The 24447-nt window shown below is 72.7% G+C and carries 24 protein-coding genes; 12 read left to right on the forward strand and 12 right to left on the reverse strand.

The features are described 5' to 3' along the window. Positions 1–101: 101 nt before the first annotated feature. Positions 102–1073, forward strand: coding sequence for an acyl-ACP desaturase (locus ACZ49B_RS08940; RefSeq protein ID WP_468302201.1), 972 nt, complete (start codon positions 102–104; stop codon positions 1071–1073). Positions 1074–1183: 110 nt separating this feature from the next. On the opposite strand, the gene ACZ49B_RS08945 is transcribed toward ACZ49B_RS08940, so the two are convergent. The 3 genes from ACZ49B_RS08945 to ligD all read right to left on the reverse strand — a co-directional run bounded on the left by ACZ49B_RS08945 (position 1184) and on the right by ligD (position 3451). Beyond that, positions 1184–1438 (reverse strand): WhiB family transcriptional regulator, encoded by a 255-nt coding sequence (locus tag ACZ49B_RS08945; RefSeq protein ID WP_468302204.1) that lies wholly within the window; start codon positions 1436–1438, stop codon positions 1184–1186. An 82-nt stretch (positions 1439–1520) separates the two neighbouring features. Further along, positions 1521–2315, reverse strand: a complete 795-nt coding sequence (locus tag ACZ49B_RS08950; RefSeq protein ID WP_468302206.1) for a VOC family protein — start codon at positions 2313–2315, stop codon at positions 1521–1523. Positions 2316–2371: 56 nt separating this feature from the next. Next, positions 2372–3451 (reverse strand): non-homologous end-joining DNA ligase, encoded by a 1080-nt coding sequence (gene ligD / locus ACZ49B_RS08955; RefSeq protein WP_468302209.1) that lies wholly within the window; start codon positions 3449–3451, stop codon positions 2372–2374. A 75-nt stretch (positions 3452–3526) separates the two neighbouring features. Here ligD and ACZ49B_RS08960 point away from each other — a divergent pair, with 75 nt between their 5' ends. Next, positions 3527–4600: an ATP-dependent DNA ligase gene (locus tag ACZ49B_RS08960; RefSeq protein WP_468302212.1), complete on the forward strand. Its 1074-nt coding sequence runs from the start codon at positions 3527–3529 to the stop codon at positions 4598–4600. A 19-nt stretch (positions 4601–4619) separates the two neighbouring features. Here the strand turns inward: ACZ49B_RS08960 and ACZ49B_RS08965 are convergent, their stop codons facing one another. Next, the gene (locus tag ACZ49B_RS08965) at positions 4620–6062 is read right to left on the reverse strand and encodes an NAD(P)/FAD-dependent oxidoreductase (protein WP_468302214.1); all 1443 of its coding nucleotides are present in this window, start codon (positions 6060–6062) and stop codon (positions 4620–4622) included. A gap of 104 nt (positions 6063–6166) precedes the next feature. Next, complete coding sequence (locus ACZ49B_RS08970) at positions 6167–7177, reverse strand: NAD(P)/FAD-dependent oxidoreductase (protein ID WP_468302216.1); 1011 nt, start codon at positions 7175–7177, stop codon at positions 6167–6169. 66 nt (positions 7178–7243) lie between these two features. On the opposite strand from ACZ49B_RS08970, the gene ACZ49B_RS08975 reads away from it, so the two are divergent. The 4 genes from ACZ49B_RS08975 to ACZ49B_RS08990 all read left to right on the forward strand — a co-directional run bounded on the left by ACZ49B_RS08975 (position 7244) and on the right by ACZ49B_RS08990 (position 9023). Further along, positions 7244–7906, forward strand: coding sequence for a helix-turn-helix domain-containing protein (locus ACZ49B_RS08975; protein ID WP_468302219.1), 663 nt, complete (start codon positions 7244–7246; stop codon positions 7904–7906). Then, positions 7906–8406, forward strand: a complete 501-nt coding sequence (locus ACZ49B_RS08980; protein ID WP_468302222.1) for a nucleotide triphosphate diphosphatase NUDT15 — start codon at positions 7906–7908, stop codon at positions 8404–8406. Before ACZ49B_RS08975 ends, ACZ49B_RS08980 begins: the two co-directional genes overlap by 1 nt. Positions 8407–8506: 100 nt before the next feature. Then, on the forward strand, positions 8507–8779 hold the full coding sequence (locus tag ACZ49B_RS08985) for a DUF6400 family protein (protein WP_468302225.1): 273 nt from the start codon (positions 8507–8509) through the stop codon (positions 8777–8779). Then, positions 8766–9023, forward strand: coding sequence for a hypothetical protein (locus ACZ49B_RS08990; protein ID WP_468302228.1), 258 nt, complete (start codon positions 8766–8768; stop codon positions 9021–9023). Before ACZ49B_RS08985 ends, ACZ49B_RS08990 begins: the two co-directional genes overlap by 14 nt. 38 nt (positions 9024–9061) lie before the next feature. On the opposite strand, the gene ACZ49B_RS08995 is transcribed toward ACZ49B_RS08990, so the two are convergent. The 3 genes from ACZ49B_RS08995 to ACZ49B_RS09005 form a co-directional block, all read right to left on the reverse strand. Next, the gene (locus tag ACZ49B_RS08995) at positions 9062–11170 is read right to left on the reverse strand and encodes an MDR family MFS transporter (protein ID WP_468302231.1); all 2109 of its coding nucleotides are present in this window, start codon (positions 11168–11170) and stop codon (positions 9062–9064) included. A 48-nt stretch (positions 11171–11218) separates the two neighbouring features. After that, the gene (locus ACZ49B_RS09000; protein ID WP_468302234.1) at positions 11219–12574 is read right to left on the reverse strand and encodes a 6-phospho-beta-glucosidase; all 1356 of its coding nucleotides are present in this window, start codon (positions 12572–12574) and stop codon (positions 11219–11221) included. A 177-nt stretch (positions 12575–12751) separates the two neighbouring features. Then, entirely contained in the window at positions 12752–13741 is a 990-nt protein-coding gene (locus tag ACZ49B_RS09005; protein ID WP_468302237.1) for a helix-turn-helix domain-containing protein, read from the reverse strand. A gap of 219 nt (positions 13742–13960) precedes the next feature. Between ACZ49B_RS09005 and ACZ49B_RS09010 the strand changes: the two genes are divergently transcribed. The 3 genes from ACZ49B_RS09010 to ACZ49B_RS09020 all read left to right on the forward strand — a co-directional run bounded on the left by ACZ49B_RS09010 (position 13961) and on the right by ACZ49B_RS09020 (position 16435). Then, positions 13961–14626, forward strand: coding sequence for a helix-turn-helix domain-containing protein (locus ACZ49B_RS09010; RefSeq protein WP_266634886.1), 666 nt, complete (start codon positions 13961–13963; stop codon positions 14624–14626). A gap of 67 nt (positions 14627–14693) precedes the next feature. Next, positions 14694–15251, forward strand: a complete 558-nt coding sequence (locus ACZ49B_RS09015) for a toxin-antitoxin system, toxin component (RefSeq protein WP_468302240.1) — start codon at positions 14694–14696, stop codon at positions 15249–15251. Next, the gene (locus tag ACZ49B_RS09020) at positions 15248–16435 is read left to right on the forward strand and encodes an MAB_1171c family putative transporter (protein WP_468302243.1); all 1188 of its coding nucleotides are present in this window, start codon (positions 15248–15250) and stop codon (positions 16433–16435) included. Before ACZ49B_RS09015 ends, ACZ49B_RS09020 begins: the two co-directional genes overlap by 4 nt. 45 nt (positions 16436–16480) lie before the next feature. On the opposite strand, the gene ACZ49B_RS09025 is transcribed toward ACZ49B_RS09020, so the two are convergent. The 3 genes from ACZ49B_RS09025 to ACZ49B_RS09035 all read right to left on the reverse strand — a co-directional run bounded on the left by ACZ49B_RS09025 (position 16481) and on the right by ACZ49B_RS09035 (position 18519). After that, complete coding sequence (locus ACZ49B_RS09025) at positions 16481–17260, reverse strand: bestrophin-like domain (RefSeq protein WP_468302246.1); 780 nt, start codon at positions 17258–17260, stop codon at positions 16481–16483. A 48-nt stretch (positions 17261–17308) separates the two neighbouring features. Continuing rightward, positions 17309–17968 (reverse strand): hypothetical protein, encoded by a 660-nt coding sequence (locus ACZ49B_RS09030; RefSeq protein ID WP_468302249.1) that lies wholly within the window; start codon positions 17966–17968, stop codon positions 17309–17311. A 131-nt stretch (positions 17969–18099) separates the two neighbouring features. Further along, a complete protein-coding gene (locus tag ACZ49B_RS09035; RefSeq protein WP_468302251.1) occupies positions 18100–18519 on the reverse strand; it encodes a DoxX family protein in 420 nt (139 codons plus the stop codon). 303 nt (positions 18520–18822) lie between these two features. On the opposite strand from ACZ49B_RS09035, the gene ACZ49B_RS09040 reads away from it, so the two are divergent. Then, positions 18823–20490, forward strand: coding sequence for a P-loop NTPase family protein (locus tag ACZ49B_RS09040; RefSeq protein WP_468302253.1), 1668 nt, complete (start codon positions 18823–18825; stop codon positions 20488–20490). A 36-nt stretch (positions 20491–20526) separates the two neighbouring features. Here ACZ49B_RS09040 and ACZ49B_RS09045 read toward each other — a convergent pair whose 3' ends face one another. Then, positions 20527–22029: an SCO1417 family PLP biosynthesis transcription factor gene (locus ACZ49B_RS09045; RefSeq protein WP_468302256.1), complete on the reverse strand. Its 1503-nt coding sequence runs from the start codon at positions 22027–22029 to the stop codon at positions 20527–20529. A gap of 182 nt (positions 22030–22211) precedes the next feature. On the opposite strand from ACZ49B_RS09045, the gene ACZ49B_RS09050 reads away from it, so the two are divergent. Further along, entirely contained in the window at positions 22212–22982 is a 771-nt protein-coding gene (locus ACZ49B_RS09050; RefSeq protein WP_468302259.1) for a glycerophosphodiester phosphodiesterase family protein, read from the forward strand. A gap of 68 nt (positions 22983–23050) precedes the next feature. After that, positions 23051–24424 (forward strand): MFS transporter, encoded by a 1374-nt coding sequence (locus tag ACZ49B_RS09055; RefSeq protein ID WP_468302261.1) that lies wholly within the window; start codon positions 23051–23053, stop codon positions 24422–24424. Positions 24425–24447: the final 23 nt, after the last annotated feature.

Consider the following 24447-nt stretch of genomic DNA (forward strand, 5'->3'; position numbering starts at 1 on the left):
ATATGAACGCCTGGGGCTTGGCGGCACCTCACGCTCCGCTTAACCTACGGGTTCGTAGGCTACGGAACCGTAGGTAATTCGCTTTGTCCCCAGGAGCACCCGTGACGATCACCTCTCCCCACCTCGGCAGCTCGGAGGCGTGGACCGACGCCAAGCTGCTGTACGCGCTGGAAGAGGTGGTCGAGCAGGAACTCAACCGCCATCTGAAGGTCACCAAGGACTGGATGCCCCACGAGTACGTCCCGTGGAGCGACGGCCGGAACTTCCCGGGCTTCTTCGAGGACGGCGAGGCCTGGGACCCGCAGCAGTCCAAGGTCACCGACATCGGCAAGATCGCGCTGGTCGTGAACCTGCTGACCGAGGACAACCTCCCCAGCTACCACCACGAGATCGCCACGCTCTTCGGGCGCAACGGCGCCTGGGGCACCTGGGTCCACCGCTGGACGGCCGAGGAGGGGCGCCACGGCATCGTGATGCGCGACTACCTGCTGGCCTCGCGCGCCGTGGACCCGGACAAGCTGGAAGCGTTCCGCATGCAGCACATGTCGGAGGGCTTCGAGTCCGACAACCGCCACTCGATGCTGCACTCCGTGGCGTACGTGGCCTTCCAGGAGCTCGCGACCCGCATCTCGCACCGCAACACCGGCCACCAGTCCGGTGACCCGGTCTGCGACCGGATGCTGGCCCGCATCGCGCAGGACGAGAACCTGCACATGATCTTCTACCGGAACCTGCTGGGCGCCGCCTTCGAGATCGCCCCGGACCTGACGATGCAGGCCGTGCGGGACGTCGTGGTCAACTTCCGGATGCCCGGACACGGCATGCCCGGCTTCGAGCGCATGGCCGCCCAGATGGCGATCGGCGAGGTCTACAACCTGCGGATCCACCACGACGACGTGCTGAGCCCCGTGATCCGCTTCCTGAAGATCATGGACATCGACGGTCTCGGCCCCGAGGGCCAGAAGGCCCAGGAGGAGCTGGGGCTGTTCATGAACGGTCTGGACTCCGAGGCCCGCAAGTTCGACGAGCGCCTGGCCGCCCGCGCGGCCCGTATCGCGGCCCGCAAGGCCTGACGGCTCGGATCCGTCACCGAAACCCTGGCAGAGCCGTACTCTGCCGGGGTTTCGCGTTGCTCAGCCGTGGTGCTTGATCAGCCGTGGGGCGTGTTCAGCCTCGGGTCCGGTCAGCTGCGCGGGCGCAGGGCGAGGCGCTCCGACTCCGAGAGGCCGCCCCAGACGCCGAAGCGCTCGTCGTTGGCCAGGGCGTACTCCAGGCATGCCGCGCGGCCCTCGCACGCCCCGCACAGCCGCTTCGCGTCCCGCAGGGACGAGCCGGGCTCCGGGAAGAAGAAGCCCGGGCCCGTCTGGGCGCAGAGGGCGAGGTCGTACCAGGCGGGCGCGGTGGCGGCGGTGGTGGCGGCAGCGGTGTTCATCGACATGCCGGAGATACTCACGGCCGCCGATGGACGTCCGATCAACGCCTGATCAACACCGGCCCACTCCCCGAACCGCCGCAGGGCCTCAGGCTCCCGCCGCAGGAGCGCTGGCTATGACCGCGAACCGCGCACCGTAGGGGTCCGCCAGCTTCGCGAAGCGGCCGACGCCCTCCATGAACACCGGGGACAGCCGGACCTTGCCGCCCGACTCCTCGGCCTTGGCCGCCGTCACGTCGCAGTCCGCGACCTCGAAGTACGGGGTCCAGTAGGGGCGTTCGGCGTCCTCCACCGGGTCCGAGCCGATCGGGACCAGGCCGCCGAAGGCCGCGTCGTCGGGCGTACCCGCCGCCTTGACCATCGTGTACGAGCCGCCCTCGAAGGGCATCTCGCTGATCTCCCAGCCGAAGACCGAGCCGTAGAAGTCCGCGGCCGCCCGCACGTCGCCCGTGTACAGCTCGGCCCAGCACAGGGTGCCGACGTCGGTCACCGCGCCGAGGCCTTCGATCCTGCCCGGCTGCCAGATCGAGAACGTGACGCCCGCCGGGTCGGCGAAGATCGCCATCCGCCCGAGGCCCATGACGTCCCTGGGTTCGACGGCGACCGTACCGCCCGCCCTGACCACGGCGGCCGCAGTGGCGTCCGCGTCGGAGCTCTGGAAGTACAGCGTCCAGGCCGACCGGACCTCCTCCGGCGCGACGGCCATGCCGCCCGCCACCGTCTTGCCGCCGAGGTGGAACATCGCGTATCCGCCGGCTTCCTCGCCGCCCGGCCGGAAGTCCCAGCCGAACAGTCCCGTGTAGAACCCGGCGGCGCCGTCGAGGTGGGGCGTGCCGAGGTCGACCCAGTTCGGGGAGCCGTCTTTGTAGTCCGTCGTGAGCATGACCCGTACTCCTTCCGTCCTCGCTACGAGCATGGCACCCGCCACTGACAGCGGGCTCAGTCCTCGCGCTTCGCGTCCCCGTCCTTCGCGTCCCCGTCCTTCGCGTCCTCGTCCTTCGCGTCCTCGTGCTTGGCCCGGCTCGGCTGGACGCGCTTCGGTTCGCCCGGCATCTTCGGGTAGTCCGGCGGGTACGGCATGTCGCCCAGGCCGTGGTCGTGTTCGTGGCGTTCGGCCAGTTCCAGGGCCGCGTCGAGGGTGAAGGCGTGGTCGTCCATGTCCGCGTGCAGGTCGCCGAGTTCGGCGTAGCGCGCGGGCATGGTGGTGATGTCGAAGTCGCGGGGCTCGGCGGAGTCGATCTCGTCCCAGCGCAGCGGCGCCGAGACCGGGGCGTGCGGGCGCGGGCGTACGGAGTAGGCGGAGGCGATCGTGCGGTCGCGGGCGGTCTGGTTGTAGTCGACGAAGATCCGCTCGCCGCGCTCCTCCTTCCACCACGCCGTGGTCACCTTTCCCGGCATCCGCTGTTCCAGCTCCCGGCCGATCGCGATCGCGCAGCGCCGGACCTCGGTGAAGGTCCAGCGCGGCTCGAGCGGGACGAAGACGTGCAGGCCGCGCCCGCCCGAGGTCTTGGGCCAGCCGCGCAGACCCAGGTCCTCCAGTACGTCGCGCAGCTCGTGGGCGCAGATCACCGCGTGGTGGTAGTCGGTGCCCGGCTGCGGGTCCAGGTCGATGCGCAGCTCGTCGGGGCGGTCGGTGTCCTCGCGGCGCACCGGCCAGGGGTGGAAGGTCAGGCAGCCCAGGTTGGCCGCCCACAGCACGGCGGCCGGCTCGGTCGGGCAGATCTCGTCGGCCGTCCGCCCGGAGGGGAACTCGATGTGGGCGGTCGGGATCCAGTCGGGCAGGTTCTTCGGGGCGCGCTTCTGGAAGAAGGACTCGCCCTCCACCCCCTCGGGGTAGCGCTCCAGGGTGGTGGGCCGGTTGCGCAGGGCGCGCGTGATCCCGTCGCCCACGGCCAGGTAGTACTGCGCCACGTCCAGCTTCGTCAGGCCCCGTTCGGGGAAGTACACCTTGTCCGGGCTGGACAGCCGCACCGTCCGCCCGCCCGCGTCCAGCTCGATCGCATTACCGGATGCACCCATGTGCGCCACGGTAGGCGGGCCCGGCCAGGTGCGCATACCGGGCGGGCCTGGGCGTACCACCGCAGAATCTAAGACATGGATCTGCCCGTGATGCCGCCCGTGAAGCCGATGCTCGCCAAGTCGGTGTCCAAGATCCCGTCGGGCATGCAGTACGAAGCCAAGTGGGACGGGTTCCGGGCCATCGTGCACCGTGACGGCGACGAGGTGGAGATCGGCAGCCGCACCGGCAAGACCCTGACCCGGTACTTTCCCGAGCTGGTGACCGCGCTGAAGGACAATCTGCCACCCCGCTGCGTGGTGGACGGCGAGATCGTCATCGTTCAAGGCGGGCGCCTCGACTTCGACCGGCTGACCGAGCGGATCCATCCCGCGCAGTCCCGTGTCGACATGCTGGCGCGGACGACCCCCGCCAGCTTCGTGGCCTTCGACCTGCTCGCGCTCGGCGACGAGGCGCTCCTCGACGCCCCGCTCGCCGACCGCCGCACCGCCCTCACCGACGCCCTGTCCACCGCTCGGCCCCCCGTTCATCTCGCGCCCGCGACCACCGACCCCGCGCTCGCGCAGGAGTGGTTCGAGCGGTTCGAGGGCGCCGGGCTCGACGGGGTGATCGCCAAACCGCTCGATCTCCCCTACCGGCCCGACGCCCGTCTCATGTTCAAGATCAAGCACGAGCGTACGGCCGACGTCGTCATCGCGGGTTTGCGTTTCCACAAGAGCGGTCCGATTGTCGGATCGCTGCTCCTGGGCCTCCACGACGCCCACGGCGCCCTCCAGCACGTGGGGGTCTGCGCCGCCTTCCCCATGAAGCGCCGCGCCGAGCTGGTGGACGAGCTCGCACCGCTGCGGATGGACGACACCACCGGGCACCCGTGGGCCGCCTGGGCCGAGGAGTCCGCCCACGAGAGCGCCCGGCTGCCCGGCGCGCAGAGCCGCTGGACCGGCAAGAAGGACCTCTCCTGGGTGCCGCTGCGCCCCGAACGCGTCTGCGAGGTCGCGTACGACCACATGGAGGGCGACCGCTTCCGGCACACCGCCCAGTTCCGCCGCTGGCGGCCCGACCGGGCGCCGGAGAGCTGTACGTACGCCCAGCTCGAGGAGGTCGTCGGCTACGACCTGGCCGAGGTCCTCGGCCCGACCGCCGGCGCCTAGGCTGCCGCCCGGCCCTCCCTCAGGACCCCGCCGTCAGCTTCTCCCACTCCTCCCGGTCCGGGCCCGCCACGTGCGGTGCGTAGTCCGGCCGCGCCGCCAGCCAGCGCGCCACCCGGGCCCGGACCTCCGAGTCCGCGTACGCCCGCTCCGGCGGATCGGCCAGGTGCCGGACCCGTGCCCGGGCCCGCATCACCTCGGGATCCTCCAGGGCGCACTCGAACAGCGCGGCCACCTCGCGGGCCGCCCCCGTCCGCCCGGCCCGGGTCGCGAACCGCTCGCCGATGGCCGCGTCGGCCACCACCTGGAAGTCGAACCACGGCTTCAGGGTGCGCACGGCCCACGCGTGGTATTCGGCGGCGTACCGCGCCGATCCCGGGTCCTGGTGCGCCGTACGGGCCACCCTGCGCGCAGCCCACAGCGCCAGCGAGGTGCCCTGCGCGAGCGTCGGGTTGGTGTGCGTGATCGCGTCCCCGACCGGCACGAGGCCCGTCGCCACCGGCCCCTGCTCGTCGACCAGCGCGCTCCACCGGTTGTCCAGGCTCGCCGTGGCCAGTACGCCGGACAGCGGTTCGGCGCCCAGGTCCAGCCAGGCCGCACCGGGCGGGAAGGCCCGGGCGGCGGCCTCGAAGACGGCCGGATCGCGCAGCGCCGAGCGGGTGGTGTCCCGCGTGTGGACGAACAGGGTCACGGCGAACACCCGGTTGTCGGCCGGGAAGACCGCGCACCCCGCGAAGGTGCCGCCGGTCACCGCCCAGGGCCGGCGCGGCCCCTCCTCGAGCCCCTCGGGCAGCCGGTACCAGCGGCAGAAGTACGCCAGCCCCGTACGGTGGCGTTCCACGACCGCCGGGCGGCAGCCCGCCGCGGCCAGCAGCCGCTCGACGCCGCCGCGCCGCCCGCCGGCGTCCACGACGAGGTCCGCCGCGTAGGCACCGGTCTGCGTGGTCACACCCGTCACCCGCACCCCGGAGGCTCCGGGCCCGGCCGTCGCGGACCCGCTCGTCGTCGACCCGGCCGTCGCCGACCCGGTCGTCGTCAGTCCGGTCACGGGCTCCCCGTGGTGCATGACGGCCCCCGGTTCGGCGCGCAGGGCGGCGGCCAGCGCGCTCTCCAGCACGATGCGCCGGGCCTGCAGCATCACGAGGTCGTCGTCGCCGGGCCGCTCGGGCGGGCGTACCTCGAACCAGTCCAGCTCGTGCCGTTCGCGGGCGCCGAGCCGCAGCATCTCCGCGTGGACGTCGGGCAGTTCGTCCCGGAGCACGGTGCGGGCCGCGCCGAGCAGGGCGTGCGGCTGGGTGGCCTGCGGGACGCCCGGCCGGTGCCAGCCGAAGAAGTCCCGGTCGAGTGCGGCGCCGGGGGCGCGCGTGTCGCGTTCGAACAGCTCGGTGGTGTGTCCGTGCCGCGCCGCGAGCAGCGCCGTCGCCAGCCCTCCGACACCTCCGCCGATGACCAGCACATGTGCCATTGCGTGCCCCCCGAGCCTCTGAGCCGATGAACGGTACGAAGATCAGACCGCTCAGAGCTTGCACGGACGGGCCCTGGCCGAAACCCGCACACCTGTCCGATGCGCTACGCCTCGCCCCCGTTCTTGCCCGCGCGGTGGGCCTCGAGGGCCCGCCGGGTCTCCTCCTCGATCAGGTCGGTGTTGATCGCCACGGCCGCACGCACCCCGGCCGCGGCCGCGCCCGCCAGCTGCTCCATCGGGCCGGCCACGTTCCCGGCCGCCCAGACGCCGCGCAGCGCGGTGGCCCCGGTCGCCGGATCCGCTTCCAGGCAGGTGCCGATCGCCACCCCGGCCCGCTCCACGGTGGCGACGGGCAGCCCGAGGCTCGCCGCCACCCCGGCGCGGGCGGTGAACCGCGGCCCCACCACGAGGGCCGTGCACGCCACGGTCCCTCCGTCGGCCAGGGCCACCCCGGCCAGCCGGCCGTCGGCGATGTCGAGGCCGGTCACCTCGCCTTCCGCCACCGCGATGCCGAGGGCGGCCAGCAGCTCCCGGTCCTCGTCGGTGAGCGGCCAGGTGTGGGACAGCAAGGTGACCTGGTCGCTCCAGTTCCGCCACATCTGCGCCTGGTGCACGGCGACCGGCCCGGTGGCCAGCACCGCGACCGGCTCGTCGCGCACCTCCCAGCCGTGGCAGTACGGGCAGTGCAGCACGTCCCGCCCCCAGCGCTCCCGGAGCCCCGCGATCTCCGGCAGCTCGTCCACCAGGCCGGTGGCGATCAGCAGCCGGCCGGCCCGGACCGCCGACCCGTCGGCGCACCGGACCAGGAAGCCGCCCCCGGGCAGCCGGTCGGCGGCGAGTGCGGTGCCGGCCGCCTCGGACCGGATCCGGCCCCCGTACCCGGCGACCTCCGACCGCCCCACCGCCAGCAGCTCCGCCGGGCTCGCCCCGTCCCGGCCCAGGTATCCGTGCAGGTGGGCGGCGGGGGCGTTGCGGGGGCTGCCGGAGTCGAGGACCAGTACCGACCGGCGGGCCCGGGCCAGGGTCAGCGCCCCGGCGAGTCCGGCGGTCCCGCCGCCCACGACCACCACGTCGAAGAAGCGCGATTGCATGTCTCTGTCGGTTGCTCTTTCCATACCGGTGAGGGTGTGGCCGGACCCGGCCGCTTGACAAATACTCTTGCCGAACCGGCAAATGGAGCCATGGCCACCGAGAAGCAGCCGCACCGGCAGCGCGACGACCAGCGGCAGCAGGACGACGAGGAACTCGCGGACGTGCTGACCGCCGTCGGGCCGCGGCTGCGCGCCCTGCGCCTGCAGCGCGGGAGCACGCTCGCCCAGCTCGCCGAGGCCACCGGAATCTCGCTCTCCACCCTCTCCCGGCTGGAGTCCGGGCAGCGCCGGCCGACTCTGGAGCTGCTGCTTCCGCTCGCCAAGGCGCACCGCGTCGCTTTGGACGAGCTGGTCGGCGCGCCGGAGACGGGCGACCCGCGGATCCGCCCGCGCCCCTTCGTCCGGCACGGCTGTACGTACGTGCCGCTCAGCCGCAATTTCGGCGGCGTCCACGCGTTCAAGCACATCCTGCCGCCCCTCGACGGGCCGCTGGTCGACCCGGAGCTGCAGGTCCACGAGGGCTACGAGTGGCTGTACGTGCTCTCGGGGCAGCTCCGGCTGCTGCTCGGCGAGCACGATCTCGTGCTCGCCGCCGGGGAGGCCGCCGAGTTCGACACCCGCACCCCGCACGCCTTCTTCAACGCGGGTCCGCAGCCCGCCGAGTTCCTCAGCCTCTTCGGACCGCAGGGCGAGCGGATCCACGTACGCGCCAGACCCACCACCCCACCGAAGCAGGAAAGCGGAGCAGAGTGATGACGACGCCGAACGACCGGCCCGAACGCCCCGCCCGGGCCGTCCCGCAGCCCAACGCCGTCGTCGGAGTCGGGCTGGTCGTGGCCGACGCCGAAGGCCGGGTGCTCCTCGGGCAGGCGCACGACGGCCGCTGGGAGCTGCCCGGCGGGAAAGTCGACCCCGGGGAGAGCTTCGAGCAGGCCGCGGCCCGGGAACTGGCCGAGGAGACGGATCTGCGGGTGGCTCCCGAGGACGTCCGGATCATGACCGTCCAGCTCTCCCCGAAGGCCCGGGGGACCCGCCTGACCGCCGGGGCCTTCACCACCGCCGCCGAGGGCACCCCCGCGGTCACGGAGCCGCACAAGATCCTGCGCTGGCAGTGGTTCGCCCCGGACGAGATCCCGGATGCCCTGTACGCCCCCTCGACGGCGGTCCTGCGCGCGTGGCGCCCCGAGCTCGGGCCGACCCTGCCGCCCGTCCCGTCGTACGACTACCCGACGGCTCAGGGCCCGACGGCGTAAGGCCCGCCGGCGAGGACCTGCCCGCACGGGTCGCCGAGCTGCTGTGACATCTCCCACCCCCTCTTGCCACAGGAAAGAAGGCATACCTAAGTTCAGACGTATGGCCCCACACCACCCCACACCCCCCACCGGCCCGGGCACCCCGGCGCTGGTCGACTTCACCGTCGACCTCACCGCGCAGGAGGTGCTCCGCCGGGCCCAGGTCATGGAAGCCCTCGGCTCCGACTGGGATCCGATCGAGGTACTGCGCGGCGAGGAGGCGGCGTACCACCTGCTGTACTCCGGCCTCGACGAGGAGCAGCAGCGCGTGTACGACGACCTGGTCGCGGCCGGCGTGCTGCCCGCGCGCGGGGGCGGCCATGCTGCCGCTTGACCCGCAGGCGGACATCGGGCGCCGCGCGTGGGTGACCTGTCCGGGCTGCAACGACAGTCGCGGGTGCGACCCGTGCGAGCAGCAGCGCACGTGCTCCGAGCACTGGCGCTACCTGCTGTCCAACACCGGCAGCCTGCTGCACCTGCAGTGCCCGTCCTGCACCCACGTCTGGGTGCACGAGAGCGGTTTCGGCGCGACCCGTTCCCTGTGGAACCGCATCATCAGCGGCCGTACCGGGCTCTGACCGGCGCATTCACCCCGCCGTCGGCTCGAGTCGGCGGATCACACCCCCGCCGGGGCCTTCTGCGCGAAGTGGCCCTCGCGCAGGTCCTCCGCCAGCAGCCGCTTCGCGATCGCGTCGGCCGCCGCCCGGAGTTCCTCGCTCCGCGGCCGGCCGCGGTCCTTCTCCAGCTGGTCGCCGAGCCAGTCGCCCCATGCCTTCGAGATGGTCGCCGCCTCCCGCTCCCCCGCCGCCGTGAGCATGAAGAAGGTGCCCTCGCGGGTCAGGTACCCCTCCTCCATCATCCGGTCGAAGACGGGCAGCAGAACCTCCGGCGGCAGCGAGCGGCGCGAGGCGACGAGCCCGAGGCTGGCGTGGCCGACGGTGCGGGTCATGAGCTCGACCTGCATCACCGCCCAGGCGCCCGCCATGTCCAGCCGGGTGTCCGAGGCGTTCACGATCGCCCGCGCCGTCTCCGGCCCCATGTTCCGGACGAGTTTGCCGACCGCCAGCTCCAGCAGTTTGGCCGAGTCCCCGGAGGCCGTGGCCGGTGACGCGAAGCCGTCGCCCATGTCCGTGGACGCCGCGCGGGCGGTGTCGCGCAGCCGGACCTGTTTGAGGAAGAGCGCGACGACGAAGCCGATCCCGGCCACCGGCACGGTCCACAGGAACACCGTGTACAGCGTCTGCGCGTACGCCTCGACGATCGGGCCGGCCGCCGCCGGATCGAGCCCCTGGACGCCCTTGGGGCTCTGGGCCGCCTCGGCCAGCTGCGCCGGATCGCCCCCGGTGGCCCGGGCGGCCTCCGCCACGGCCTGCTCCAGCTCGGGGCCCAGGGTGTTGGCGTAGATCGTGCCGAAGACGGCGGTGCCGAAGGAGCTGCCGAGCGTACGGAAGAACGTGACACCTGACGTGGCGGTGCCGAGGTCGGCGTAGTCCACGGTGTTCTGCACGGCGATCGTGAGGACCTGCATGCACAGGCCGATCCCGGTACCGAGCACGAACATGTACAGCGATTCCAGCCAGGCGCCGGTCTGCGGGCCCATCCGGGACAGCAGGTAGAGCCCGATCCCCATCACCAGGCAGCCCACGATGGGGAAGATCCGGTACCGCCCGGTCTTGCTGGTGACGTTGCCGCTGAAGACGGACGCGATCAGCAGGCCGATCACCAGCGGCAGGGTCCGTACGCCCGAGACCGTGGCCGAATCCCCGTCCACGAACTGCAGGTACGTCGGCAAGAACGTCATCGCGCCGAGCATGGCGAAGCCGACCACGAAGCTGAGCACCGAGCACACCGTGAAGACCGGGTTCCGGAACAGCCGCATCGGCAGCATCGGTTCCGCCGCCCGCGTCTCGACCAGGCAGAACAGGGCCAGGGCCAGCACGCCGAGCACGAAGAGCCCGATGATCGTCGCGGAGCCCCAGGCGTACTCGTTCCCGCCCCAGCTGGTGGCCAGGATCAGGGCGCTGGAGCCCACCGCGACCAGGGCGATGCCCAGGTAGTCGATGCGCGTCCCCCCGGCGGCACGGACCGAGGGGACCGTCCGGGCCGCCGCGATCACGACCAGGATCGCGATCGGGACGTTCACGTAGAACGCCCACCGCCAGGTCAGGTGGTCGGTGAACAGGCCGCCGAGCAGGGGCCCGATGACGGTCGCGACCCCGAAGACGGCGCCGATCGCGCCCTGGTACTTGCCGCGCTCGCGCAAGGGGACCACGTCGGCGATCAGGGCCATGGAGGTGACCATGAGGCCGCCGGCGCCGACGCCCTGGACGCCCCGCCACAGGATGAGCAGGGACATGTTGCTCGCCAGGCCGCACAGGAACGAGCCGGTGATGAAGATGATCGCCGAGATCTGGAAGATCAGTTTCCGGCCGAAGAGGTCGCCGAACTTGCCCACCAGCACCGTCGCGACGGTCTCCGCGAGCAGGTAGGAGGTCACCACCCACGACATGTGGTCCCCGCCGCCCAGATCCGCCACGATCGTGGGCAGCGCGGTGCCGACGATCGTCTGGTCGAGGGCCGCGAGCAGCACGCCCAGCATGATCGTGCCGAAGACGACATTGCGCCGCCGCCGGTCGAGCTCAGGAGGCGCCGCGGCTGCGGCGGCGGCTGCGGCGGGGGCTGTGGTCACATCTCGCACTCTCACAGCGCCCCCACCCCACCGCATGCGCACTGAGCCGGACGGGGGACCGCCGCCGGGCTCCCGGGCGTGGGATCAGCGCAGGTAGGCGAGCCCGGGGTGCGCGGCCGCGTAGCCGTCCAGGAGCCGCCGGGCCACCCCGACCGAGTCCACCAGCGGGTGCAGTGCGAAGGCCTTGACGGCGTCGGCCCGGGAGCCGCTCGCGGCGGCCGCGAGGATCTCCCGCTCGACCGCCTTGACCGAGGTCACGAGGCCCACCGCGTGCAGCGGCAGCGGGTCCACGGCCACCGGGTGGGCGCCGTTCGCGTCGACCAGGCAGGGGACCTCGATGACCGCCTGCGCGTCGAGCACGGACAGGGTCGAGCGGTTGCGGACGTTGAGGATCAGCGTGGCCCGCTCGTCCCGGGCGATGGCCCGCATCAGCGCGAGCGCGACCTTTTCGTACCCGCCGGACTCGAGATCGCTCTCGTCGCGCTCGCCCGTGCCCGCCGCCTCGCGGTTCTCGGCCATGTACGTGGCCTCCCGCTCGGCCCTGGTCCGGTCCCAGGCGGCCAGCGCCGCCCCGGCCGGCCGGTCCGCCCGGCCCGCCTCGGCGTAGAAGCCGCGCTGCTGGTCGCGCAGGAACGCGCCGCGGGTCTGCTTGGCGTCCGTGTACGCCCGTACGGTGTCACGGTTGAAGTAGTAGTAGTGCAGGTACTCGTTGGGGATCGCACCGAGCGAGCGCAGCCACTCGGCCCCGAACAGCCGGCCCTCCTCGAAGGACTCCAGCGCGCCGGTGTCCGCCAGCAGTCGGGGCAGTTCGTCACGGCCGCCGATGCGCAGCCCGCGGAGCCAGCCCAGGTGGTTGAGGCCGACGTAGTCGATCCACGCCTCCTCGGGGCGCGCGCCGAGCAGCCGGGTGACGCGCCGGCCGAGCCCCACCGGGGAGTCGCAGATCCCGATCACCCGGTCGCCGAGCTCCTCGGCCATGGCCTCGGTGACCAGCCCCGCGGGGTTGGTGAAGTTGATGACCCAGGCCTCGGGGGCGGTACGGGCGATCCTGCGGGCGATCTCCCGGGCGACCGGCACCGTCCGCAGGCCGTACGCGATCCCGCCCGCGCCGACCGTCTCCTGGCCCAGCACGCCCTCGGCCAGGGCGACCCGCTCGTCCGCGGCGCGCCCCTCGAGGCCGCCGACACGGATGGCGGAGAAGACGAAGTCGGCCCCCCGCAGGGCTGCGTCGAGGTCCCCGGTGGCGGTGACGGCCGGGGCGTCGGTCACTCCGGAGGCGGCCGCCTGGTCGGCGAGCACCCGGGCCATGGCGCCGAGCCGGGCGGGGTCCTCGTCGTACAGCGTCACCTGGGAGACCCGGCCCTCGGCATGGTCGCCGAGCAGTGCACCGTAGACGAGCGGTACCCGGAATCCGCCCCCGCCGAGGATGGTCAGCCGCACGCCCTACCGCCCTTCGCCCGCGCCACGATCGGTGCCACGATCCGTGGCATCCGGGCCCGCGACACGGGATCGACCCGTGATGGAGGCTCCAGTGTCCCCCGCCGGCCTAGGTGTGTTGTCCGGAGACGTTGGTGACACGCGTGCTGGGCTCAACCGGCATGATCCGAAAGACAGGCCCTAATCCTCCAGCGACGGCACGGCGCGCAGCCGGGGCCCCTGGTGGAGCGGGGCGGCGGTGCCCGGGACGACCGGACCCGTCGCCGCGCCCTGCGGCACGGACAGGATCATGGTGATCCGGGTGAGGCCCATCCCGTCGAGCATCCGGCTGGATTCGGCCACGAGCCGGCAGCGTACGTGCCCCCAGCTCGGATCCCAGTGGCGGACGGTCCGCACGGCCCCGTCGCGCTCGGCGGCGTCGGCCCCGTGGGTGCTCAGCCAGTGCGGCACTCCGTAGCGGTAGGCCGCTTCCATGAACGGGTCGCGGGCCACCTCCTGGCGGATGCTGCGCAGCCCCTCGTCCTCCGGGGCGGCGGCGAGCGCGTTCGCGAACTGGGCCAGCATCGGGACGCACCAGGCCGGTTCGTGGTCCTCCAGCACGGCCGCGGCGTCCGGGTGGAACAGCACGAAGCGCAGGAAGTTGTCGTCAGGCAGGGCCGTCGGGTGGGGGCGCACGGACTGGAAGAGCTTGTCGAACGCCGAGTTGGTGAGCGCCACGTCCCAGCGGTGGTCCACCAGGAAGCTCGGGTAGGGCACGGCCTCCATGAGGGCCGCGTAGTCGCACAGGTAGTCGCGCTGGGCGGGGTCCTGGGGCAGCCGGCTCTCCTCGGCCGCCCGCCAGGTCGGCGGCGGGTCCCGGTCGACCATGACGCGGAAGAGCCAGAAGCACTGCCGCTCGCTCATCTCCAAGGCCTCGGCCAGGGCGAGCAGTTTGCGGTCCGTCCACTCCTTGACCAGGCCGCGCTCCCAGTTCCCGTAGGCGCGGACGCTGATGCGGAGCCGGGCGGCGAGGTCTTCCTGGCTCAGGCCGAGCTCCTCGCGCCGCTGGCGCAAAATCTCCTTGCGTCGCTCCGACCGCACTGCGCCGCGTGCGGACTCCTCGCCCGCCAGGCGCTCCTCACCGGCTCGGGCGAGGCCATCGGACGGGCCCACCGCTGCGAGATGTGGCACCGAGAGCTCCCCCTCTTCACGGTCTGGATCTTCAATTGCCTGTGGCGATCCTGCTACCGACTTCATTCGAGTGTCAACTATCGTGGCAATTCCAGCCTCTTGACAGCTCATTCCCGCCACAGCTGTGGCAAGTTCTGGCCCTGTGGCGGCTCCTCGGCTAGATTCCAAAAGCCGACCTTGTGCCCGTACCGACCCCGCCGCGATCTAGGAGAACCACTGGTGACAGACGGCTTCCCGGCTCCCGTCGCGGTGGCCAACGCGCCCCTGGCAGCCACCGTCACGCGCGTCGCCGAACTCGCGGGCAAGATGGGCCGCGACCTCAACAAGGTCTTCGACCTGCGCCGCCTCTCGGAGGCCTCCGGCGTCCCCGCCGACGTGGTCAGGTCCCTGCTGGACGGCCGGCCCGCCGTCGAGCCCTGTCTGCAGACGCGCTTCCTCCAGCGTCTCGACCTGCTCCGGCGCACCCGGCTGAAGCCCAACGGACGCCGCTACACGCAGCAGGAGATCGCGGACGGCGCCGGCATGTCGCGGCAGCAGGCCGGCGCCCTGATCAACGGCGACCGCAGGCCCACCATGGAGCACTGCGACGCGATCCAGCGCTTCTTCGGCGTCCACGCCGGGTTCCTCACCGCGCACGACGCGGAAGCCCTCACCGACGCGCTCCAGCGGACCGAGCAGCAGCTGCTCCAGGACTTCGCGGGCCGCACGCGCGAAACCGTACCCGCCCCGGCGGCTTCGACCGGCGATCCGCTGGCAAGACTCCTCCAGAACCACGGTGTCCGGGGCATCGCCTGGCGCGCCGCACAACTGCCCAGCGACAAGCACCGGGACAAGGTGACCGAATGGCTGGACATGCTCCTCGAAAGCGTCAAACCGAATGAATGATGACCCAGTCGAGAGTCTGGGTCTGATCCTTGAGTCCTGATCCGGATCCGCGCCGACGGGGAGAACGGTGAGCATAGGCAGAGAGCAGCGCCGGTTGTGCAGCGAACTGGTGGCCGGGCTCCGGCTGACCGCGCCCGTGGAACCCGTGGACCTCTACGCCGCCCTCTGCGAGGGCATGAGCAGGCACCGCGGCCGCCGGGTGGACTTCCGGATGGCCTCGTTCCCGCCGGGGACGGCCAGCGGCCTGTGGCTCGACATGGCGGACCGCGATCTGGTGGTCATCGAGGAACGCACCGCACCGGACCACCAGCTGGTCATCCTGGGCCACGAGCTGTGGCACATGAAGGCCGGCCACTGCAGCCACCACGTCGACGGAGCCGCCGTCGCCGCCCGGCTGCTGAGCGACGAGGCCGATCTCGGGGAGACCGTCCGGCGCGTCGCCGCGCGCACGCGCGCCGACGTCTCGGAGGAGACCGAGGCGGAGACGTTCGGTTTACTGCTGGGCAGCCGCTGCCGGACCTGGCTCGCCGGTTCCGCGAGCCATCGGGCGCCCGCACAGCGTGACCAGTTGGCGGGCCGCATCGAGGCCTCGCTCGGATACCGGGGGCACAGGAACGACCGTTGAACGGCCAGGACTACTACATACCGGCAGCCGCCCTGGCGGTCTCACTCGCCTTCAAGCTGCCGGCGCTACGGAACAACTGGCGCGACCCGCTCCTGCGGTCGGTCTGCGCCCTGCTGATCCTGGCCGGATCGGTGTTCACCTTCGCCGCTCCGCCCACCATCGAGGCGGTCAACGGCTGGACCGGCGTCACCAACTTCTCCGCACCGCTCGTCTACTGCCTGATCACCCTGTTCAGCGCCGCCTGCCTGGTGCTGATCGTGAACTGGCGCGGCGGCCCGCCCGAAGTGACCCGGCGCATCTCGCGCCGCTGGATGCTCGGCTACGCCGCGGTCGTCGTGGTGCTGGTGGTGCTCTTCCTGCTCGGTGAGACCCCCGTCGAGCGGCTGCGCGACTTCGACACCTACTACGCCAACACCCCGTACATCCAGCAGATGATCGCCCTCTACCTGACGGCGCACCTGGTGGCGGCCGTCGTGATGGTGGCCATGTGCTGGCGCTGGTCCCTCCAGGTGCACGGCTGGCTGCGGATCGGCCTGATGATCATCGTCTCGGGCTACATCTTCAACCTCAGCTACGACGCCACCAAGATCTCCGCGGTCGTCGCCCGCTGGGCCGGCCACGACCTCGACGGCCTGAGCACCTTCATCGCCCCGCCGCTCGCCTCCATCGGCGCGCTGATCAGCGCGATCGGCTTCGTACTGCCCCTGCTGTGCCAGCGGCTGTCCGACAGCTGGCAGACCTGGACGACGTACCGGCGGCTCGGCGCGCTCTGGCACGAGGTGCAGATCGGCGCCCCCAGCGGCACGCCCTGCGTGCAGATGTCCTGGTGGGCCCCGGCCGAACTGCGGGTGATCCAGCGCGAGTCGGACATCCACGACGGATTCCTGCACCTGGGCCCGTACTTCGACCTGAGCCGCCGCGAGGAGGCGTACGTGCGGGCCCTCGCGGACGGGGTGGACGAGGAGACGGCGCGCGCCGTCGCCGATGCGGCGATGGTCGCGGCCGCCGTCCGGGCCCGCTCGGCCGACCCGGAGGGCGCGGTCATCGGGGCCAGCGAGCAGAGCGTCCTCGACACCCTCGGCAGCGCGCGCGACCTCGTACGGATCTCCCACGCGCTGCGGCATTCGCCCGTGGTGGCGGCCGTACGCCGGCAGGTCGCCCTGACGGGGGGCGGGCCGGCCTGAGCCGGCCCGCTCGCGCCGCGTCGGCGGCCTCGGGGCGTCAGGGCCTCAGCGCTCGGCCGCGGCCAGCGCCACCTTCGGGAACAGGTCCTGGAACGGGCCCGCGGAATCGATTCCCTCCCGGCCGTACGGTGCGTCGAAGCTCCACACCATGAACAGCAGGAACACGATCAGCGCGCTGAACAGCCCGGCCAGCAGCAGCTCCCGCCCGGACCGGCGGATCTGCAGGGTGAAGATCAGCCCCACCGTCACCAGCCCGCCGACCAGCAGCCCGAACCACACCACGCTCGGCAGGGTCGACTCGTCGGCCTGCACGCGCGAGTGGCGGGCGTCGTCGGCGGCCGCGATGTGGTCCAGCAGCGGCTGGTAGGCCTGCGCCTGCAGCTCGTTCGCCGGGCTCTGGTGCGTGACGTCGGTGCGCAGCTTGCCGAGCAGCTCGGCGCCCTGCGGCGAGGCGCCCTCGCCCGAGGTCAGCAGCGGCCAGTCGACGGCGACGGTGTGGGAGACGTACGCGTCCACCTCGCCGCGGATCCGGTCGCGGACGGAGGCCGGGTAGACGTCGGCGCGCTGGGTGACCTCGTACAGCGACTGGGCCTCGCGGCGCACGCTGTCCTCGGCGGCGCCGCGCGCCTCCCAGACGCCGGCGATGGCCAGGCCGAGCACGATCGCGTAGACCACGCCCACCATCATCGTCATGTACTCGATGACGTCGGGGGTTTCGCTGGTGTCCTCGTCCTCCGCGACCCGGCGGTGCCGGAGCGCGGTACAGGCGAGGACGAGGGCGCAGACGAGCGCCATGGCGACGGCCAGGACCAGCCATTCGGACACGAGGGTTCTCCCGTTGGTGGATCGGTGGGTGGGTGCAGGGCGGCGGGGTCAGCCGCGGCTCTTGGAACGCGGCCGCAGTGCGGCGGCGGCGAGCACGGCCGGGGTGGTGACGACGACCATGAGCATCACGGTGGACATACCGCCCGGGCCGCGCCGCTCCAGGGCGATCGAGTGGTACGGACGCACGTGGAAGGCGCGCACGGGCGCGGCCACGGCTGCGGGCCGGGGCAGGGCAGGTGCTTCGGCCGGCGCCGGCTCCGCCACCTCCCCGGGACCCGGCGCGGGCGGCGGGGGCTCCGGCTCCGCGGCCCTTGCCTTCGCCGTCGGCGGGGGCGGCTCCGCCGGCGCGGGGGCGGCGACCGCCGGCGCGGGGCCCCGCCCGGGGTGGTGCACGGTCGGCCGCACGGCGCCGGGCAGCACGGCTCGTACGGGAGGCCGGACCGCGGGGGGCGTGGCGGCGGGGGGCGTGGCGGCGGGGGGCCGCGGCTGCCCGGTCGGAACACAGGCGTCGCGCGGCACCCCGTGGCCGGTACCGGTGCCGGGGCCGGTGCCGATACCAGTGCCGGGGCCGGTGCCGTCGGCCTGGCCGATACCGGTGCCGTCGACCTGGGCGAGGCCGGTGCCGTCATCGGCCACCGCCACCTGGCCCTGCAGCGGGCAGAGGGCCGCCACCAGGCCTGCTCCGGCGAAGTACTGCCAAGCGGTCACCGCGCGTCCTCCCGTTGTGAGGGTCTCGGCTGAAGAAACGATCACAACGGTGCTTCGATACGCCGTAGACGCGACAAGATCGCCGACGCAAGGGCGATTTCCAGCCATCGAGAGGGCGTCGGGCGGGCCTGCTAGCTGATCGACAGCGCCGGGCCGGTGACCATGAGCCCGAGGTCGTGGCCGGCGTAGGCGAAGAACGCGAACATGACGAGGGCCGCGCCGCCCAGCGCCACGTCCTTGAAGAAGTGGACCTGTTCCGCCATCTTGGCCTGCGGGTCCTTCTCGGCCCAGAAGCGGTGCATCAGAACGGCCGTCGGGAAGCAGAACGCGGCGAGCAGGAGCATCCCGATGTCGGCCCACAGACCGACGCCCACGCTCACCGAGCCGACCAGCAGGACCAGCCCGCTGACGGCGACGGAGAGAGCGGGGAACGGCACTCCGCGCGATGCCGTGTATCCGGCCATCGCCTTCGTGTTGGTCAGGTGGTTCACCGCGGAAGAGGCGAAGAGGCCGACGAACAGCAGACGGCCGATGAGCACCAGCACATCCATGATGACCTCCGTAGAGCATCAGGTTGTCCTTTATGCGGCCCGTGCTCTCATAAAGACCAATAACCCGCCCGGCCTATTCCGTCACTGCACCCGCTCGCCCCCCGGCCCCGTGATCGGCAAGACACCCAGGGGGTGTCCGCGAAGTCGTGCCGGGCGCCCGAGTACCGGACGTACTCGGGCGCCCCGACAACGCGGCGAGGTGCGGCACCCGACGCCGCGGGCCGGACAGGACCTTGCGGACACCCCTGGAGCCGCCCCGACCGCACGCACCGTCCCGCACCACCACAACTCCAGGAGACGCCCGTGGCCCGGCGCCCACTCCCCCGCATCCTCAGCAGCGGCACCACGTCGCTGGCCCGGGGCCGCGACCTTGCTCGCACGGCCGCCGACAGCGCCACGGACGTCCTCCATCCGCTCCTCGTCATCGGGCGCGGCCTGCGCGTCCTGGCCGCGGCCGGGCGGCGCAAGTGGGCGCAGACCCCCAAGGACAAGCGTGGTCCCGCGCTGTTCCTGGGAGCCGCCTGCGTCCTCGTGGTCGCGCTCGTCCCGTACGGGCCCCTCCTCGCCCTGATCACCCTGATGGCGGCGGCGGCCTGGCACGGACGCGACCGGACCCCGGTGAAGACCGGGCCCAGCGATGCCGAGAGCGAACGGCTCGGGTCCCTCTACGAGGCCCTCGTGCCCTACTTCTCCACCCCCGAGGACCCCAGCCCGCTCTTCTCCCACGGCGGGCAGTGGGACAAGGCGTTCAGCGACTACGCCTTCGACGAGGCGGGCCGACTCACCCGGCTCCGGATCCGCTACCCCGCCTACTTCACCGACGGCGAGGCCGGCTCACGGGCCCGGATCGAGGCGCTGCTGCACGCCAAGTCCGGGCGCGGCCGGGAGTACCTGTTCGACTGGGACGAGGAGGGCAACCAGCTCGACCTGACGGTGCTCACGGCGCTGCCGACGGGCATCGCCGCCCAGCCGTTCGTCACCTCGCCCGGCGAGACCGTGCTCGGCTTCACCGACGCCGGCGGTGTGCAGCGCACCCTGCCGGTCCTGGAGGACGACGAGCCGCGCGACGCGCCGCCGGTGATCTGGCGCACCGGCCCCCGCTCCACCGAGCCGCACCTGCTGGCCGTCGGCCAGCCCGGCAGCGGCGCCTCGACCCTGCTGCGCTTGATCGCCCTGCAGGCCCTGCAGCACGGGGGCGAGGTACTGGTCGTCGAGGGCGGCGGCAGCGGGGAGTTCTCCTGCCTGTCCGGGCGTACGGGCGTGCTGGCCGTGGAGTGCGGACCGGCCGGGGCGCTGGCCACCCTGGAGTGGGCGGCGCGCGAGACCGAGCGGCGGCTGATCGCCACGCACCGGGCCCGCGAGGCCGGCCGCCCCGCGCCCGAGGACACCCGGCGGCCGCTGTGGATCCTGCTGGACCGGCCCAGCGTGCTCGCGCACCTCGCGGCCGCCGAAGGGAGCCCCGACCCCCTCGCCCAGCTCCAGGTGCCGCTGCGGCACGGGCGCACCGCGCACATCACCGTCGTGGTGGCCGAGCAGTTCGACCACCTGGAGCTGTTGAACGACGCCGTCTGGCAGCACACCCGGGCCCGGGTCGTGCTCGGGCCCGCCGCGATCCAGCAGATCACCGACGTGTTGGGGCTGCCGCCGCACACCACCCCGACGGCCCAGGTGCCGCCGGGGCGCGGGTACGCCCGGCTCGGCGCGGGTCCCGTGCACCGCTTGCAGGTGCCCGCCACCCCGGACCCGTACGACGACGCCACGCACCCGGCGCACCGGCAGGCGGTGCAGGAGCTGCTGCCCGGGCGGCAGCTGCCGTCCCCGGGCGGGCCGGGCCGCGTGACGCTGTCGAAGCCGCTGCACATCGTGCAGCCGCCGGCCCGGGCGCAGGAGCCGTCGATCGAACCCGAGGAGATCGAAGAGGTCCCGGCCGAGTCCCCGCCGGCCCGCGGCCCCTGGCCGGTCGGCCCCTGAGCTCCTGAACCGCTGAGCCCGCCCGTCCCCTGCGCCCTACGCGACGAACGTGCGCGGGGGTTCCGCGCCGCTGCCGCCCGCACCCGTGCCGACCAGGCGGGCGGCCGCCGCGAGGCGGACCGCGGCCTCCTCGGCCACCGGGCCGCCGACGGTGAACGGCAGCCGGACGTAGCCCTCGAAGGCCCCGTCGACGCCGAACCGCGGCCCCGAGGGGACCCGTACGCCGACCCGCTCCCCCACCTCGGCCAGCCGGGAGCCGGACAGCCCGCCCGCGCGGGCCCACAGGGTCAGCCCGCCCTGCGGCACCGCGAACTCCCAGTCGGGCAGCTCCCGGCGCACCGCGGCGACCAGCGCGTCCCGGTTCTCCCGGGCCTGGTCGCGGCGGATCTCCACGGCCTGCGCCCAGCCGCCGGTCCGCATCAGCCAGTTGACCGCGAGCTGCTCCAGCACCGGGGTGCCGAGGTCGGCGTACGCGCGCGCCGCGACCAGGCTCCGGATGACGTCGGGCGCCGCGCGGACCCAGCCGATCCGCATGCCGGCCCAGAAGGCCTTGCTGGCGGAGCCGACGGTGATTACGGTGGAGCCGGCCGGGTCGAACGAGCAGACCGCGCGCGGCATCTCCAGCGCCGGGTCCAGCTGGAGTTCGGCCATCGTCTCGTCGACGACGAGTACGGTGCCGGCCGAGCGGGCCGCCTCCACCATGGCGCGGCGCTGCTCGTCCGAGGCCAGGGCGCCGGTGGGGTTGTGGAAGTCGGCGACGACGTAGGCGAGGCGGGGCGCGGCGTCGCGCAGTACCTGCCGCCACACGGTCATGTCCCAGCCGGTCAGGCCGTCGGCCATCGCGACGGGCACGAGCCGGACGCCCGCGGCGCGCATGAGCTGGAGGATGTTGGCGTAGGACGGGGATTCGACGGCGATCCGCTCCCCACGGCCGGCGAAGAGGCTGCAGATGGCGTCGATGGCGCCCATCGCCCCGGTGGTGACCATGATCTGCTCGGGCATGGTGGGGATGCCGCGCTCGGTGTAGCGGTCGGCGAGCATCCGCCGCAGGGCGGGGAGCCCCGCGGGGTAGTCCCCGTGGGTGTGCGCGTACGGGGGGAGCTCTTCGAGGGCGCCCTGTACGGCCTTGGTGAGCCAGGGCTCGGGGGCCGGGAGCGCGGCGCAGCCGAGGTCGATCATCGAGCCGAGGGACTCGGGCGGCAGCGGTTCCAGCCCCCGGGCGGGCAGCGGGTTCCCGGCCGGTACGGAGGTCCAGCTGCCGGCGCCGCGCCGGGACTCCAGGAAGCCCTCCCCGCGCAGGGACTCGTACGCGGCGGCGACGGTGGTGCGGGAGAGGGAGAGGGAGACGGCGAGCTCCCGCTCGGCGGGCAGCCGGGCGGCGACGGGGACGCGTCCTTCGAGGACGAGCAGCCGGATGCCGTCGGCGAGGGTCCGGTAGGCGGGCAGCTTCCGCGCCCCCGGGACGCCGGGCCGATCCTGCTGGGAGGTGATGAGACGGGCGAGCTGTGCGGCACCCACCGCCGAGGTCCACTCTGCCATGCTGTCCGGTCCACCTTCATCGAATTGGCCTCGCCCGAACGGGGGCGCGGCCGCTATTGGATTGCTTCCGCCCCCACAGCCTGTCACGCCGCGGTCCACCCGGACCAGGGGCGGTGCGGCGTTCACCACGCAGCCGTCCGGCCGCTCCCTCCCCACCGGTGTCACCGTGCATACTGCGGCGGGTGACGCACGTACGCCTTCGCCATCCGTATCTGGACCACCCGGCTCCGATTCCCTTCGCCCATCGCGGAGGTGCCGCGGACGGGCTGGAGAACACCGCTGCGGCCTTCCGGCGGGCCGCCGATGCGGGCTACCGGTACTTCGAGACCGATGTGCACGCCACCGCCGACGGGAAGCTCGTCGCCTTCCACGACTCCACGCTCGACCGGGTCACCGACGGGCAGGGCCGGATCGCCGAGCTGACCTGGAGCAAGGTCCGCGAGGCCCGCGTGGCGGGCACCGAGCCGCTGCCGCTGTTCGAGGAGCTCCTCGAGGAGTTCCCCGACGCCCGCTGGAACATCGACGTCAAGTCCGAGTCGGCCCTGCACCCGCTGGTCAATCTGATCGCCCGGGCGGGCGTCTGGGACCGGGTGTGCGTGGGCTCGTTCTCGGAGAGCCGGGTGGCCCGCGCCCAGAAGATCGCCGGACCCCGCCTGGCGACCTCGTACGGGGTGCGCGGGGTGCTGGGGCTGCGGCTGCGCTCGTACGCGATCCCGGCGGCGCTGCGGGTCGGTGCGGTGGCGGCGCAGGTTCCGGAGACGCAGGCGGGCATCCGCGTGGTCGACCGGCGGTTCGTGCGCACGGCGCACGAGCGGGGGCTCCAGGTGCACGTCTGGACCGTGAACGAACCGGAACGTATGGAGGCTCTCCTGGACCTGGGAGTCGATGGCATCATGACCGACCGGATCGACATCTTGCGCACGGTGCTGGACCGGCGCGGGGCCTGGGCCTGACGAGCCCGTACGGCCGCCGTGCCCGGTGGGGCGGCCGCAGCGGTACGGGGACCAGCGAAGGGGCACTCATGAGTGCGCAGACCACAGAGGAAGCGGAACCGGGCGCGGAGGACGGCAGAGCGTCCGCCGCGGCCCGCAAGCGCGAGCAGCACGGCTGGTACTTCTACGACTTCGCCTGCTCGGTCTATTCGACCAGCGTGCTCACCGTGTTCCTCGGGCCCTACCTGACGGCGGTGGCCAAGGCCGCCGCGGACGCCGAGGGCTATGTGCACCCGCTGGGCATACCGGTCCGGGCCGGGTCCTTCTTCGCGTACGCGGTCTCGGCCTCGGTGATCGTGGCCGTACTGGTCATGCCGCTGGTCGGCGCGGTCGCGGACCGCACGGGACGCAAGAAGCCGCTGCTCGCCGCGGCGGCGTACACGGGCGCGACGGCGACGGCCGGGATGTTCTTCCTGGGCGGCGAGCGCTATCTGCTGGGCGGGCTGCTGCTGATCGTGGCGAACGCCTCGCTGTCCGTCTCGATGGTGCTCTACAACGCCTATCTGCCGCAGATCTCCACCCCGGACGAGCGCGACACCGTCTCCTCGCGGGGCTGGGCCTTCGGCTACACCTCGGGGGCGTTCGTCCTCGTGCTGAACCTGGTGCTCTTCCAGGGCCATGACTCCTTCGGCCTTTCCGAGGGCGCGGCGGTACGGATCTGCCTGGCCTCGGCGGGCCTGTGGTGGGGGGCCTTCGCGATCATCCCGCTGCGCCGGCTGCGGGACCGGGCCGTGGTCCGGGAGCCCGGCGCGGGACCGGCCGTCAGCGGCTGGAAGCAGCTCGTCGCGACCCTGAAGGACATGCGGCGCTATCCGCTGACGCTGTCGTTCCTGCTGGCGTACCTGATCTACAACGACGGTGTGCAGACGGTGATCTCGCAGGCCTCGATCTACGGCTCGGAGGAGCTGGAGCTGGAGCAGTCCACGCTGATCGTGGCGGTGCTGCTGGTGCAGGTCCTGGCCGTGGCGGGCGCCCTGGGCATGGGCCGGCTCGCCGTGATGTACGGCGCGAAGCGGACGATCCTCGGCTCGCTGGCGGCGTGGGGGCTGACGCTGGCGGCGGGATACTTCCTGCCGGCCAGGACGCCGGTGTGGTTCTTCGCCCTCGCCTCGATGATCGGACTGGTGCTGGGCGGCAGCCAGGCGCTGTCGCGCTCGCTGTTCTCGCACCTGGTGCCGGCGGGCAAGGAGGCCGAATACTTCTCCGCGTACGAGATGAGCGACCGCGGGCTGAGCTGGATCGGACCGCTGGTGTTCGGGCTGACGTACCAGGTCACGGGCAGCTACCGGGACGCGATCATCTCGTTGGTGGTGTTCTTCGCACTGGGTTTCGTGCTGCTGGCACGGGTGCCGGTGCGGCGCGCGGTGGAGGCGGCGGGGAATCCTGTTCCCGAGCGGATCTGAGCGGGTCCGGCAGGCGCTCCGGC

The sequence above is a fragment of the Streptomyces sp. NPDC031132 genome (assembly GCF_055570595.1).